This window comes from Cystobacter fuscus (assembly GCF_044360685.1).
Taxonomy (GTDB): domain Bacteria; phylum Myxococcota; class Myxococcia; order Myxococcales; family Myxococcaceae; genus Cystobacter; species Cystobacter fuscus_C.
This window is the reverse complement of the sequence record NZ_CP043491.1, coordinates 5,883,193-5,896,615: the sequence shown is the minus strand read 5'-3', so window position 1 is coordinate 5,896,615 and position 13,423 is coordinate 5,883,193. Positions and strand designations below refer to the sequence as shown.

Genomic DNA, 13,423 nt, shown 5'->3' with positions numbered 1-13,423 from the left:
GTGAAAAGGAGCCCTCTGTATAATCGCCCGCCCTCTCGGCCGAAAGGAATGATGAGGGCGGGCCCGTCCGGACGCCTACTGCCGACGGCGCCTGCGCAAGAGCCACAGCCCACCGAGCAGCAGGCCCACCGGAGCGCCCGGCGCCACACCGCACCCGTAGGAGGGCTCGGGCAGCACATTGCCTCCACCCGGCTCCCCGCCCGGACCACTGTTCCCGTCGCTCACGTTGGGATTCCGGCCCGCCTTCAGCTCCTCCGTGTCCGGCGTGCCGTCGCTGTCACTGTCCACCTTCTCGGTGTCGAGCGCGGCCAGCGCCTTGCTCAACGAGGCCACGTCATAGGGCACGACCTTCCGGGCGAGCAGCGACTTGCCGAAGGGTGTGGTCACCGTGCCCATGCCAGGAGCGCCCTGGTGGCAGACCGCGCACGAGGGCTGGCTGGCGAGTCCCAGATCGTTGTGGATGACTTCCGGAAAGTTGGGGGTGGCCCTCGCGGCGGTGGCGCCGAGCAGGACGACTCCCAGGAGGCCGGCACGCGCCAGCATGTGCGGCAAGCCGCGATTGGATGGGTTGTTCATAGCAAGAGGTGCAACTGACTGAGAATGGAAAGGGTGTTGGTGCCGCCCGTCTCGGTCGCGAACCTCCGCACGACACCATCCACACGCAACTCGACCTGGGGCAGGAAGGAGAAGGCCAGTCCCAAACTTCCGCCCACGTTGGTGCCCACGCCTCCCACCGTGCGCAGGGTCTCACCCGAGACGATGACGTGCAGGCCCTGCACCGGCTCGATATCCGCCTGGAGCAGGCCGGTGTAGCCCAGCCCCGCGCTCTGATCCCGAGAGGAGTTGACGAGCAGATCCACCTCGCCGAGCAACACCACGGGACCGTTCACCGCCCAGCGGCCGAAGACGCCGTGCGCCTGCCGCCAGAAGTCCGGCTGCCGCGAGTCCACGTCATACGCGGCGCGCGTGGCGAGGCTGCTCACCCCCAGCGCCAGGTTCGTCCGCGGAGACCACTCGAAGTAGCCCGAGTAGCCGCGCTCCCGGTACTCATCGGGCTTGAGCAGGAAGTTGCCCGCGATGCCCATGAGCTCGCCGCGGAAGCCCTCGCCGTTGTAGGCGACGGCCAGGCCGTACTGCTGGTGCTCGTTGGTGTCGGTGCGCGTGCGCTCACGCACCCACGAGGTGTGCTCCACGTTGCGCAGACCGAACGGCAGGTTGATGCGGCCCGCGCGCACCAGCAGCGTCTGGTTCTCGTTGTCCCAGCCGAGCCAGTGGTCGCGCGACACGACGTTGTTGGCCTCGGTGGTGGTCAGGGCCGCCAGGCGCGCGCGGCGCAGCGCGAAGCCCAGGCTGGCGTTGGCGCGGAACTGGCCGAAGGTGGCCTGGGCGCGGATGTCGCTCGCCATCTGCACCGGCCGCACCGTCGGGTCCGCCGACCCCGCCTGGTTGACGAGCGCGCCACCGCGGAAGGACAGCCCCAACAGGAGCCAGTCCGGCGTGTTCACCGCGCCGAAGAGAAAGCCCGTGCTGGGACTGACCTCCTCCTTCACCTTGCCGTAGTTGGCGGCGAGCAACAGCTCGGACTGGGCCCGCCCGTAGGCGGTGACGAGGCCAGCTCCCGAGGGGTCCGCATGGCACGCGGCGCAACTGGAGTAGCCGTGGCGGATCATCCACGTGTAGGCCTCGGCCCGAGGCGACACGAGGAGTCCGAACAGGAACAACACGACGAGAGACTGACGCATGGGCGAGCGATTCCTACTTCTTCTTGAACTGGAACGAGGTGAGCGTCTCGATGTCGGGCTTGACCGTCACGCCCAGGTAGTTCGGCAGGATGATGTCGAAGTCCTTGAGGTTGAGGGGCAGCTTGCCACTCGCCTCGTAGGCATCCCCCGTGCGCTTGAGGGTGTAGGTGACGGACACGTCCTTCGTCTTGCCGTGCAGGGTCATCTTCCCCGGCACCGTCTGGGTGGTCGTCTTCCCATCCTCCGGCAACTGGATGGCGGTCCAGAGCACCTCCAGCACCGCGTGCGGGAACTTCTCCACCTCGAGGTACTTCTCGCGCATGTGACGGTCGCGCAGATCAATGCCTGTCTTGAGCGTCGCCAGCGGCACGGAGATGACCACCGTCTTGCCATCGTCCTTGAGGGTCACCTCCTCGGTCTTCCCCTCCAGCTTGAAGCCAGCCGGCCCCTTGCCGGAGAACGTCGCGCTCGCGGGTCCACTGCGCTCCAAATCCGCGAGCACGGGGGTCGCCACCAACATCATCAGAGTCAACAGGATCTTGGATCTCATTCAGCACACTCCCATCGGGTTGACTGGAACTTGACGCCAAACGTCATAGACGCTTCAAGGGCGATAGGGAACCCCCATCACCCTCGTGGGCGGGTCCGCGAAATCCACGGACATCATCGCGTCGCACATCACCAAGACACCGCACGACGATTTTCCAACAACTCAGCGTCGCTGGCTCTCCTGGAACGTCACGGACAGCTTCACCTCCTGGCCCTCGCGCAGGACGACGGCGGTGACGGTCTCGCCGGGCTTGGAGGCATTGAGCGCGTACATCAAATCCTCCACGCTCCCCACGTCGTGGGTGCCGAGCCGGATGAGCACATCCCCCCGCTTCATGCCGCCCTTGTCCGCTCCCCCACCCGGCCGCACACCCGCGAGCAGCACTCCGCGTGTGCCCTCGGGGGGCGCATAGTCCGGCACGGTGCCAAGCGAGGCGTTGAACGAGCGCATGTCCCCGGCGGGCGCGGGCGCGGGCACGTTGCGATAGGTGAGACGCCCGGGCCTCGCGCTCACCTCGGCGGCGACCTCGGACACGATGAGCCCCACCTGCGCGAGCCCCGCCGCGTTGATGCGCGACGCGCTGTCGGACGGCTTGTGATAGTCGCCGTGAGCGCCCGTGAAGAAGTGCAGCACCGGAACACCCGCCGCGTAGAACGGCGTGTGGTCCGACGGCCCATACCCATCCCCCGAGCCATCGCACTGCACGCGGGCCAGGGCGCACGCGGGCGCGAGCACGTCACGCCACTCCTGGCCGGACTCCACTCCCAGCACCGCCAGGTGGTTGTTGCGCAGCCGGCCCACCATGTCGAGGTTGATCATCCCCACCACGTCCTTCATCGCGAGCCCCGCAGGCGGCGAGCGCGTCCACGCGGTGGAGCCCAGCACGCCCAGCTCCTCGCCCGAGAAGGCCGTGAAGTAGACGTCCCGCTGCAACCGCTCCCGCTTCGCCGCGAGCAGCCGCGCCGCCTCCAGCAGGCCCGCCACGCCCGACGCGTTGTCATCCGCGCCCAGGTGCGGCTCGTGGCTGTCGGGCGCCAGCGAGCCCCGTCCGCCCGTGCCCAGATGGTCATAGTGCGCGCCCACCACCACCACGCCGGAGGCCGCGCGCGCCTCGGGAGCCGCCGCGGGCAGCCTACCCACGAGGTTCCACGCGTCCTTCTGCACCTTGTCGAGCCGCACCACGACGCGGCCGCGCACCTTCTTCTTCTGCTCGAGCTGCTGGAGCACGGGCTCGAAGCCCGCGCGCTGGAGGATGACGGCGGGCAGTCCCGCGTCCTGGGCGCCCTCGGGCCGCAGCGGCGGCAGGCGGGCCTCGGTGGGCGCGCCGTGCGCCCCCGTGGCCGCGCCCGCGGGCCAGTCCACCACGATGAGCGCGCGCGCCCCCGCCTCCTTCGCCACCCACGCCTTGTGACGCAGGTCTCCATAGCGGCGCTGCGCCTCGCTCGAGGCGAACGCGGGCTGGTCGGGAACGAAGCGCCGCACCACGACGATCTTCCCCTTCACCGCGAGCCCCGCGTAGTCATCCACGCCCAGCTCCTTCGCGCGCACGCCATACCCCGCGAGCACCACGTCGCCGCTCACGTCCCCCTCGGCGGAGAAGCCCAGGGGCAGGAACGCCTCGTCCTTCGCCCGGAGCGAGCCCAGCTCCAGCGCCGTGCCGGCGCCGGCCTTCACCTCGGTGGTGACGGAGAAGCGCTGGCGGAAGGTGCCGTTGTCCCCCGCGGGCACGAGCCCCAGCGCCGAGAAGCGCTGCTCGAGGTAGCGCGCCGCCTGCTCGAGCCCCGGCGTGTCCACGCCCCGGCCCCCCTGCTCGGGGGCCGCGAGGAAGCGCACGTCCTTCATCACCCGATCCGCCGGCAGGGGCGCGGCCGTGGAGGCCGGCACGTCGTCGTTCCACTCGGCGATGAAGACGTTGGTGTCCTGGCGGCCCGGCGCCGTCTCGCGGTTGGAGGAGAAGGCGAGCTGCTTGCCGTCCGGAGAGAACAACGGGAAGCCATCGAAGCCGGGCGCGGTGGTGATGCGCTCCAGGCCCGAGCCGTCCACGTTCACCGCCCAGATGTCGAACTCCCGCCCGCGAGCGTTCGGGTAGTTGGTGGAGAAGAGGATGCGCTCGCGCGTGGGGTGCCAGGACGGAGCGAAGGAGGCCACGTTCAGGTAGGTGATCTGCGTGGGGTTGGAGCCATCCGCGTCGGCGACATAGAGCTCCAGCTTCGTGGGCCGCACGAGCCCCTGGGCCAGCAGCGCCTGATAGTCCTCCAGCTCCTTGCCCGGCGCGGGCCGCGACGCGCGCCAGACGATCTTCGTGCAATCGCGGTTGAAGAAGGCGCCGCCGTCGTAGCCGGGCGTGGAGGTGAGCCGCTTCACGTTCCCCCCGTCCGCGTCCATCCGGTACAGCTCCAGGTCCCCATCACGCACGGACGTGAAGACGATGGAGCCATCCTTCGGGCACACCGTCGCCTCGGCGTCGTAGCCCGGCGTGCGCGTGAGGGGCCGCCGATCCGAGCCATCCGCCCGGGCCTTGTAGATGTCGTAGCCCTCGTAGAGCGGCCATACGTAGCCCTTGCTCATGTCGGGCTTGGGCGGACAGGCGGCACCGGCCTCGTGCGTCGAGGCGTAGATGACCTCGTCATCTCCCGGCAGCGCATAGGCACACGTGGTGACGCCCTCGCCGCTGGAGATGGGCCGCGTCGCGCCCGTCTTCGCATCCAGCCAGTAGATGCGATCGCACTGCTGCCCCTCGAGCCGGGCCTGGAAGGTGAGCGCCTCGCCCGAGAAGGCCCAGTACGCCTCGGCGTTCTCCCCCGCGAAGGTGAGCTGCCGCAGCGAGCCCAGGTGCCCCTCCCCTTCCCGCGCGGGAAGCGCCTTGGGCGGAGTGGACGGGGTCTCGCTGGACGGCGCGGGCGCGGAAGGCGCATGGGCACAGCCCAGGAAGAACAGGACGCCGAGGGAGAGTCTTTTCATTCGAGAGCCTGGAAGTTGATTTTGATTATCAATATCAACCCCTCCGGACATGTCGAGCGAATTCGGCGCGTGAACGCCGCACCGCGGGCTCAGTCGTGCTCGCTCTCGCAGTTCTTCTCGGCGTCCACGCGGAACGCGCCCTTCTTCGCGTCGCGCACGTAGGTGTGGCTCCGGGCGAAGAGCTCGGGACTGGTGAGTGACACGATGCCCTTGGCCGCGTCCGTCACCTTCCACTCCACCTGCTCGCCCTGGCCACCCTCGGGGGTGAGCTCCAACACGTAGGCCCCGGTGCCCGCGCCGGGCTCAAGCTTCGTCACCCGGACGCTCGTGCTCTCCTGCCCGAGCTGGATCTCCATCCGCGCGCCGTCCGGCTGGAGGGTGAAGGCACGGGTCTCGGCCGAGCAGGGCTTGAAGATGACGTAGCCCTTGCCCTTCTTCGTGAGCTCCACCCACTTGCCCGCGAGCGGCTGGAGTTGCTCGGCCTTCACCGCGGGCGGGGCCGCGGCGGCCGGAGCGGCCGCGCACTCGAGCTGGGTGCGCTGGAGCAATCCCGCCGTCGTCTTCTTTCCCTTGAAGCGCGCGGGCACCAGGTCCGGCTCGGTGGCGGGGAGATAGGCCTCCACCGTGTCGCCTTGCACCACGTACGCCTTGCGCTGGGTGTTCCCCTCGTCCGTGGCCTGGAAGTACACGCGAGGCGCGCTCACCTTGCACGACGCGGGAGGCGTGGCCGCCTGGGCGCGCGAGAACTCGTCACGGCCCGACCACCCGGCGCCACAGCAACCCGGGTTCGTCCCCTCCAGCACGAAGCGTCCTGGAGCCACGGCCAGGCTCAGCTTGCCAGGCGCGAGGTCCGGACCCGCCAGCGTCCAGCGCGTGGCCGTCTTGCTCTTCACCACCAGGGTGCATTCGCAGGTGCCCGCGCTCTCCCCCTGGGGAAACGAGCCCTGGTAGTGCACCAGCGTCTCGTTGTCGCCCTGGACGATGGCCAGCTTTCCGCCCGCCTTCTTGTACACGCCCGTCGCATCCCCCGCCGGCTGCGCCCCCGCCGCCAGGGCGCCCATCCCCACCACCCACCCCACGATTCCCATCCAGTGACGCATCGCGTTGCCCATCGGTTCGTTCTCCCTTTCGGACCGCTCGGCTGGTGAGCCTATCGCCTCATCCACTCTCTCCGTGGGTGGTCCCTTTGAGAAATCGAGAGGAAACTTTCTCATCAAACGTTCGATGATCCTGAAAATCATCTCCACGGCCCCGGCGGGGACGTGGCCTGCCCAGTCGGAGTCGGTCCATGACGGGAGTGAGTAACTACAAGGTTCGCTCGGGCGACACGCTGTCGGCCATCGCCGTGCGCTACAACACCACGGTCGCCGAGCTCGCCAGGAGCAACGGCATCAAGAACCCGGACAGGATCGCCGCCGGCCAGACCCTCAAGGTCCCCGACAACTTCGAGAGCAAGCCCCGCGCCTCCCTGCCCAGGGACGGTGACGGCGCCCTCCAGGTTCCCACCCAGGGCGGCTACACGGTCCGCGCCGGAGACACGCTGTCGGACATCGCCAAGAACCTGCACACCACGGTGTCGGCGCTGGCCAAGGCCAACCACATCCAGAATCCGGATCGGATCTCCACCGGGCAGAAGCTCACGCTGCCGGGCGGCTCGGGCTCGACGGGTGGAACGGCCCCGGCCGGCAAGCCCTCCTCCAAGCCCTCCACCCCGGCCGCCAACGCGGAGCTGGGCAGCCTGAGCCGCAAGTACGAGGCGCGCGGCCCGGGCACCGTCTCCACCGGCAAGGGCGACCACGGCGGCGTGTCCTACGGCTCGTACCAGTTCGCGTCCAAGAACGGCTCGGCGAAGGCCTTCGTCGATTCGCTGCGCACCAGCCACCCGGACTACCACGCCGCGCTGTCCGGCCACGCCCCCGGCACCAAGGAGTTCTCCGCCGCCTGGAAGCAGCTCGCGGCGAAAGATCCCAAGGGCTTCGACAAGGCCCAGCACGACTACATCAAGGCCACGCACTACGACGTGGGCGCCGCGGAGATCAAGAAGGCCACGGGCCTCGACGTCAACCAGCGCTCGCAGACGCTGCGCGACGTGGCCTGGTCCACCTCGGTGCAGCACGGGCCCAAGGCCGCCGATAACATCTTCAAGCGCGCGCTCGCCGGGCGGGATCCCGCCAAGGTGAGTGACGAGCAGCTCATCAAGGACATCTACGCCGAGCGCGGCCGCAAGAACGCCAACGGCGAGCTGGTGTACTTCTCGAGCAGCTCGAAGAAGGTCCAGCAAGGCGTGTCCGAGCGCTACAAGAGCGAGGGCCCGGACGCCCTGGCCCGGCTGGCGCGCGAGCGCGAGGGCGGAGTGGCTCCGGCCGAGACCGAGAGGGTGAAGCCCACCGGGGACGGCAAGACGGCGAAGGTGAAGGTGCCCTTCTTCAGCCAGTTCGAGGGCGGCCACGGCTACACGCCGAGCGATACGGCGTGCTTCAAGGCGGCCACGGCCATGGCGAAGGCGGCGGGCGCCACGGTGACGGGGCCGGATCGGCGCATCCAGCTGGGCACCAGCGAGAACAGCAAGGGCCGGCTCACGGTGAACCCCCAGAAGGCCGCCGAGGGACGCAACTACATCGACCGGCAGCTCAACGTGAACAAGCCCGTGGTGGTGGGCGTCAGCCACAAGGACGCCAGCTACAACGCGGACGGGCTGACGGACCACTTCGTCACCATCACCGGCCGGGGCACGGACGACAAGGGCCGCACCTACTACACCTTCCACGATCCGGGCACCCGCCACGCCAGCAAGGGCCAGGACACCCACCCCAACAACCGCTTCTACGTGGATGAGCGCACCGGCGGCCTGTACCGGCCGGGCTCGTCCGCCACGGGAGAAATCACCGGGCGCCACTACGACGTGGCCATGGTGCGCCCCAACGCCTGAGCGGCGGCCTTCCGTGCGCGGGCCCGGAGCCCTCTTCGGGCCCCCGCGCGTTCATCCCCGGGTGGGGCCTGATCGAAATCCCCGCCGATCCCGCCTGAACCCCCGCTCTCCCGCGGCTTCGGCTTCCGACGCATCCTCCCTCCACATCGCCCGCCTCCCGCGGGCCCACCGAGGATGCATCATGGCCCACCAGCACTCCGACCCCTCCGTCCACCACATCGTTCCGGGCTTTGGCGCCGACCGCGCCGTCCACTACGACACCCAGGCATCCGTCACCCTCGCCGGCGCCCAGGCCATGTATGAGCTCGGCGTCAGCGCGCTGACCGCCCAGCTCGACGGCCAGGACGCCGCGTCGCTGCTCTTCGTGGGACTGGGCACGGGCGCGGAGTTGATGCCCTACCAACGCTTCGACGTGCCGGGCTGGCGCTTCACGGGCATCGATCCCTCCGAGGCCATGCTCGCCGTCGCCCGTAACCGCCTGGAAGCCGAGGGAATGCTTTCCCGGACGCACCTGCACGTGGGCGAGCTGCACACCCTGCCCCCCGGGCCCCCGTTCGACGGCGCGCAGATGATGGGGGTGCTGCACCACGTGGAGGGCGAGGAGGCCCGCCTCGCGCTGCTGCGCGAGGTGACCCGGCGGCTCAAGCCCGGAGCACCCCTCGTCGTGGGCTGCCGCGTCGGCATGGACCCCGAGCTGATGAACGTGGAGCTGCGGCGCTGGCGGGCGTATGGCCTCCCCCCGGAGTCGCTGGAGCATCGGCGCCAGGCCTTCTCCAAGATGCGGCCCATCGAGTCCGATGCCGCCCTGTTCGCGATGTTCGCCAAGGTGGGACTGGTGGCTCCACGTCCGATCTTCGTCTCGCTCCAGTACAAGGTCTTCCTCGCGCGCTTCGAGCCCGGGGCCGCGAGCTGAGACCCCGGGTGCGCGCGCGTCTCAGCGGCCCTTGTAGACGGGCTTGCGCTTCTCGGCGAAGGCCTTGAGGCCCTCGAGCCGGTCCTCGGTGGCGAGCACCGTCTCGTAGTGCCGCAGCTCCAGCGCGAGCGCCTCGTCCAGCTCCAGCGACACGCCCTCGTCGATGGCGTGCTTGGCCGTGGCCACCGCCAGGGGCGCGTTCTCCACGATGCTCTCCGCGAGCGAATACGCCGTGTCCAGCAGGTGCCCCTCGGGTGCCAGCCGGCCCACCAGCCCGATGCTGAAGGCCTCGGCCGCGTTGAGCCGCCGCCCGGTGAGGATGAGATCCTTGGCCCGCCCGGGGCCCACCAGCCGCGTGAGCCGCTGCGTTCCGCCTCCGCCGGGGATGATGCCCAGCTTCACCTCGGTGAGCCCCAGCTCGGCCGCGGGCGCCGCCACCCGCAGGTCACACGCGAGCGCCAGCTCCGTGCCCCCGCCGAACGCCGCCCCGTTGAGCGCCGCGATGAACACGCAATCGCTCTTCTCGATCGCCCGGAGGGTGCGCCGCAACCCGTCCAGGAAGGCGCGTACCTCGGGCTCGCTCATGGTGCTGCGCTCCTTGAGGTCCGCCCCCGCGCAGAACGCCTTGTCCCCCGCTCCGGTGATGATCACCGCGCGCGTGTCGTGCCCCCGCGACACCCGGTCCACCAGCGCCTCCAGCTCCGCGCGCATCGCCCGGCTGATGGCGTTGCGCCGCCCCTCGCCGTCAATGGTCCAGATCTCTATGGGCCCGCGTGCGTCGACCTTGAACTCCGCCATGTACCCCTCCCTGAAGACCGGCCCTCCACCGGGCCGCCACTCGGCCGCCAGCCTGCGGCGAGTCCTCGGACCTGACAAGGCGGAAACGGTTAGAGTGAGGGGTGATGCGAACCGCGCTCCCCAGCTCCCTCGTCCGCCGGGCTCCCTGGCTCCTCGCGAGCCTCGGGCCCCTGTTGCTCCTTCCCCTCGTGGCCGATGCCCGTGGCGGAGGGGGTGAGCACTACACCGCCCCCTCCCGGGACCATGACTCGGATGGCGGTGGGGGCGGCGGTATTCCCATCTGGCTCATCTTCGAGCTCGTGCGGTTCACCTTCCGCTACCCACACATCATGCTGCCGCTCTTCGCGCTGTGCTGGGTGGGCTGGCACTTCTACCGCAAGAACCTCCACCCCACGGGCGCCACCCAGCGCGCGCTCCAGCAGCGCGAGGCCGAGTACCGCACCACCTTCTCCTCCCGGGACGTGCAGGGCTGGGTCAACGCGCTGCGCCTCAAGGATCCCCAGTTCGAGCTGCAACCCCTGCTCGACAAGACGCGCCAGCTCTTCCTCCAGCTGCAGGACGCCTGGTTCCGGCGCGACATGTCCCCCGTGCGCCCCTTCCTCTCGGACGCCACCGCCCAGCGCTTCGACGTGCAGTTGCGGCTCATGCACGCCCAGGGGGTGCGCGACGCCATCACCGACATCCAGGTGCTGGACGTGCAGCTCATCGGGCTCGATCAGAGCAAGTGGTTCGACACCGTGCACCTGCGCGTGCGCGCCCAGATGCGCGACAACGACGTGCCCGCCTCGGCCTCGGACGAGGAGGCCATCGCCGCTGCCCGGCGTGTGCCCCCCGAGGTCTTCACCGAGGTCTGGTCCTTCGTGCGCAAGCCCGGGGTGCAGACGCGCATCGGCGAGGATCTCTTCCAGGGCAAGTGCCCCAACTGCGGCGCCCCGTACAATGGCGGCGCCACCAACCGCTGCGGCTACTGCGACGCCATCGTCAACTCGGGCAACTACGACTGGACGCTCTCGGAGATCACCCAGGGCATGGAGTACGTGCGCCACTACGCCCAGGTGGACCACCTGCTCGACGCGCGCGAGTCGGATCCCGCCCTCAACCTGCAGATCCTCGAGGACCGCGCCTCGCTGCTGTTCTGGAAGTGGGTGGACGCCCAGAGCCGCTCCAACACCCAGGGCCTGAACAAGGTGGCGGCGCCCGAGTTCGTCTCCCGGCTGAACGAGGACACGGAGCAGTTGCGGCAGCGGCGCCTGCGCCGGGTGTTCCTCGAGTGCGCCGTGGGCGGTGTCACCACCCGGGGCTTCGACGTGGTGCCGGGCGGGTTCGATCAGGCCCACGTCGAGGTGCGCTGGAGCGCGCGCATGGGCCAGGGGCCCGTGGGCAGCAAGCCCCCCGCTCTGCCCACCGTGCCCCAGCGCTGGGTGTTCACGCTCGTGCGCAAGCATGGCGCGCGCACCAACACGGACAACGGCATGTCCACCTCGCGCTGCCCCCAGTGCAACGCGGCCCTGACGGACTCGGCCGCCATCTCCTGCGACTACTGCGGCACGGAGCTGGGCCGCGGCGAGCGCGACTGGGTGCTGGCCTCCGCCGACCCCTACGAGTCGTGGAACGTCCGCGAGCAGCGGCGCTTCGACGCGTTGCCTCCCCGGCCCCGGCACGCCATCCCGCTCGAGGGCGTGACGCCGGTGGAGCCCGAACCCGCGCCCGCGCCCAAGCACGGGGATGACGTCATCACGGATCCCCAGGAGCGTCAGCGGCTGCTCTACATGATGGCCGCGCTCGCCAGCGCGGATGGGCAGGTGGATCGCACCGAGCGCAAGCTGCTGGAGGACTGCGCGCGCCGCTGGAGCGTGCCCTGGAGCAACGTGGAGATGGCCATCAACGCGGGGCCGTCGCTGTTCACCCGGCTGGTGCAGCGCGGCACCCCCGAGGCCGAGGTCTTCCTGCGCAACCTCGTGGACATGGCGCTCGTGGACGGACGCATCGATCGCAAGGAGCGGCGGATGCTGGAGTTCGCTGCCAGCCACCTGGGCTTGCAGGACAAGCTCGCGGCGCTGCTCAGCGACCACTGACGGAGGGCGGGCCCCGTCTCTTGGCGGACAAGGGATGGGGCTCGTGCCGCCCGATGTGTCCACCCTGCCCTGGCGTGGTGGCGTCGGCCTTTGCGAAGACGCGCGAATGGCAAGCACTTCGACGCGAACGCGCTATTTCGATCGCGGCTGATTGAAGTCGATCAGCATTCCCCGCACTGGAAGTTCACGTGTGCGTTTGTCCCGGTTCTTTCCGGTGTCAACCACGTATTGGTCGATCAGGTAAGGGATGCCTTCAGCCGCCATGAGGTCCGGTGCGGTCGCCAGCTGGAAATGGAGATGCGGTTCGCGAGCATCGCCCGAGTTGCCGATTCGCGCCAACACCTGGCCGCGCCTCACACGATCTCCCTTTTTCACGCGCAGGCTGCCCGCCTGCAGGTGAGCGTAGTACGCGAACTGCCTACCGCCCAGGTCGAGGACGACGCTGTTGCCCGCGGCTGTTTCCATGGTGATGGGCACGGCCGTACTGAATCCCGCGGCGGTGCGGGGAGTATTGTCCGGAAGGCCATCCTGGGTGCTGACGACCGTGCCATCGGCCACGGCCAGCACTTGCTGACCATAGGCATGGTACGCGTGGACATCGCGCGCATCACCGGAGAAGGAGGCGTTTTCCCGGATCTGCTTCCAGTCGATGGCGTAACGGCGGGAAATCTGCGCGACACCACCGGCGACGAACAGGCCCAGCCGATGGTGGGAGTCGTTGCTGGGACCGTTCGCGGCAATCCAATCCGTCCCCGACACGGGCGGTGCCAGCACACGTAGCGGCGTATGCGCGGTGCCGATGTCCGGGCTGCTGACCACGGCGTTTTCCAGGAAAACGCTGTGACGCAGCTTGCGCGGAACCGGTGCGCCCTCATCGAACGCCAGGCAAAAGAAGGCGACCGCGGAACTACCGCCAGCCAACTGGAACCCGTCATCCGCTCCACTGGAGGGGGCTTGGCCGCCAACTGGTTGCAACAGCGAATGGAGCTGCTGCGCTTTGAACTCCAGTATCGGCTTCTCGGCCGGAGTGTCCGCATCGAGCACGTCAACGGCGCGGATCTTCATGGCGGCGTCCGAGAAGTTCTGCAGGCGCAATTCGTAGATCAGGTAATTGCGGCCCGCACTGGGGAAGGACGTGGGCTCGAACGGCGTGCGGATTTCGAGCTGTGGCGGCGGAAAGACGGAGGTGTCACCCAGGAAGACCGAACTGGCCGCCAGAGACCGTCCGACCTTCTGGCAACCCTCCGCTGGATCGCCGCTCGCCGCGGCGACCGCCGTTTGGCTCGTGATGACCGCCAACAACATCGAGCCCCATGAATGCCGGCCGCCGCGTGGCCTGATCGACATCTGCTTTCTCCCTCGGCGCGGTGGTGCGTACCGCCTGCATGTCGCTGCGATTATCCGGGTTTGCAGAGTGACAGAAAGGAAAACAGCGGAGAAACCCCAGCAGGCACT

The 13,423-nt window shown here is 69.1% G+C and carries 10 protein-coding genes; 3 read left to right on the top strand and 7 right to left on the bottom strand.

Annotation, left to right across the window (positions count from 1 at the left end; translation table 11 throughout):
• Positions 1 to 75: 75 nt before the first annotated feature.
• From F0U63_RS24195 to F0U63_RS24175, 5 genes are all read right to left on the bottom strand, one after another.
• Positions 76 to 543 carry a hypothetical protein gene (locus F0U63_RS24195; protein WP_395848272.1) on the bottom strand — a complete coding sequence of 156 codons (468 nt, stop codon included), beginning with the start codon at positions 541 to 543 and terminating at the stop codon, positions 76 to 78.
• Positions 544 to 572: 29 nt separating this feature from the next.
• Positions 573 to 1,742, bottom strand: coding sequence for a hypothetical protein (locus F0U63_RS24190; RefSeq protein ID WP_395848271.1), 1,170 nt, complete (start codon positions 1,740 to 1,742; stop codon positions 573 to 575).
• Between the two features lie 13 nt (positions 1,743 to 1,755).
• Entirely contained in the window at positions 1,756 to 2,292 is a 537-nt protein-coding gene (locus F0U63_RS24185) for a YceI family protein (RefSeq protein WP_395848270.1), read from the bottom strand.
• Between the two features lie 162 nt (positions 2,293 to 2,454).
• Complete coding sequence (locus tag F0U63_RS24180; RefSeq protein ID WP_395848269.1) at positions 2,455 to 5,253, bottom strand: M28 family peptidase; 2,799 nt, start codon at positions 5,251 to 5,253, stop codon at positions 2,455 to 2,457.
• A gap of 89 nt (positions 5,254 to 5,342) precedes the next feature.
• The gene (locus F0U63_RS24175) at positions 5,343 to 6,365 is read right to left on the bottom strand and encodes a hypothetical protein (protein WP_395848268.1); all 1,023 of its coding nucleotides are present in this window, start codon (positions 6,363 to 6,365) and stop codon (positions 5,343 to 5,345) included.
• Positions 6,366 to 6,541: 176 nt separating this feature from the next.
• Here F0U63_RS24175 and F0U63_RS24170 point away from each other — a divergent pair, with 176 nt between their 5' ends.
• Both F0U63_RS24170 and F0U63_RS24165 read left to right on the top strand, forming a co-directional pair.
• Entirely contained in the window at positions 6,542 to 8,182 is a 1,641-nt protein-coding gene (locus F0U63_RS24170) for a LysM peptidoglycan-binding domain-containing protein (protein ID WP_395848267.1), read from the top strand.
• A 181-nt stretch (positions 8,183 to 8,363) separates the two neighbouring features.
• On the top strand, positions 8,364 to 9,095 hold the full coding sequence (locus tag F0U63_RS24165) for a class I SAM-dependent methyltransferase (RefSeq protein WP_395848266.1): 732 nt from the start codon (positions 8,364 to 8,366) through the stop codon (positions 9,093 to 9,095).
• 21 nt (positions 9,096 to 9,116) lie between these two features.
• Here the strand turns inward: F0U63_RS24165 and F0U63_RS24160 are convergent, their stop codons facing one another.
• The gene (locus F0U63_RS24160; RefSeq protein ID WP_395848265.1) at positions 9,117 to 9,893 is read right to left on the bottom strand and encodes an enoyl-CoA hydratase-related protein; all 777 of its coding nucleotides are present in this window, start codon (positions 9,891 to 9,893) and stop codon (positions 9,117 to 9,119) included.
• Positions 9,894 to 9,997: 104 nt separating this feature from the next.
• Here F0U63_RS24160 and F0U63_RS24155 point away from each other — a divergent pair, with 104 nt between their 5' ends.
• Positions 9,998 to 11,968 carry a TIM44-like domain-containing protein gene (locus F0U63_RS24155; RefSeq protein WP_395848264.1) on the top strand — a complete coding sequence of 657 codons (1,971 nt, stop codon included), beginning with the start codon at positions 9,998 to 10,000 and terminating at the stop codon, positions 11,966 to 11,968.
• A gap of 132 nt (positions 11,969 to 12,100) precedes the next feature.
• On the opposite strand, the gene F0U63_RS24150 is transcribed toward F0U63_RS24155, so the two are convergent.
• A complete protein-coding gene (locus tag F0U63_RS24150) occupies positions 12,101 to 13,315 on the bottom strand; it encodes a M23 family metallopeptidase (RefSeq protein WP_395848263.1) in 1,215 nt (404 codons plus the stop codon).
• Between the last annotated feature and the right edge of the window lie 108 nt (positions 13,316 to 13,423).

What these genes read in the sequence shown, in the direction of transcription:
- F0U63_RS24180 (WP_395848269.1), bottom strand. Translation starts at nt 5,253, where the DNA reads ATGAAAAGACTCTCCCTCGGCGTCCTGTTCTTCCTGGGCTGTGCCCAT.
- F0U63_RS24150 (WP_395848263.1), bottom strand. Translation starts at nt 13,315, where the DNA reads ATGTCGATCAGGCCACGCGGCGGCCGGCATTCATGGGGCTCGATGTTG.
- F0U63_RS24195 (WP_395848272.1), bottom strand. Translation starts at nt 543, where the DNA reads ATGCTGGCGCGTGCCGGCCTCCTGGGAGTCGTCCTGCTCGGCGCCACC.
- F0U63_RS24160 (WP_395848265.1), bottom strand. Translation starts at nt 9,893, where the DNA reads ATGGCGGAGTTCAAGGTCGACGCACGCGGGCCCATAGAGATCTGGACC.
- F0U63_RS24175 (WP_395848268.1), bottom strand. Translation starts at nt 6,365, where the DNA reads ATGGGCAACGCGATGCGTCACTGGATGGGAATCGTGGGGTGGGTGGTG.
- F0U63_RS24185 (WP_395848270.1), bottom strand. Translation starts at nt 2,292, where the DNA reads ATGAGATCCAAGATCCTGTTGACTCTGATGATGTTGGTGGCGACCCCC.
- F0U63_RS24165 (WP_395848266.1), top strand. Translation starts at nt 8,364, where the DNA reads ATGGCCCACCAGCACTCCGACCCCTCCGTCCACCACATCGTTCCGGGC.
- F0U63_RS24170 (WP_395848267.1), top strand. Translation starts at nt 6,542, where the DNA reads ATGACGGGAGTGAGTAACTACAAGGTTCGCTCGGGCGACACGCTGTCG.
- F0U63_RS24190 (WP_395848271.1), bottom strand. Translation starts at nt 1,742, where the DNA reads ATGCGTCAGTCTCTCGTCGTGTTGTTCCTGTTCGGACTCCTCGTGTCG.
- F0U63_RS24155 (WP_395848264.1), top strand. Translation starts at nt 9,998, where the DNA reads ATGCGAACCGCGCTCCCCAGCTCCCTCGTCCGCCGGGCTCCCTGGCTC.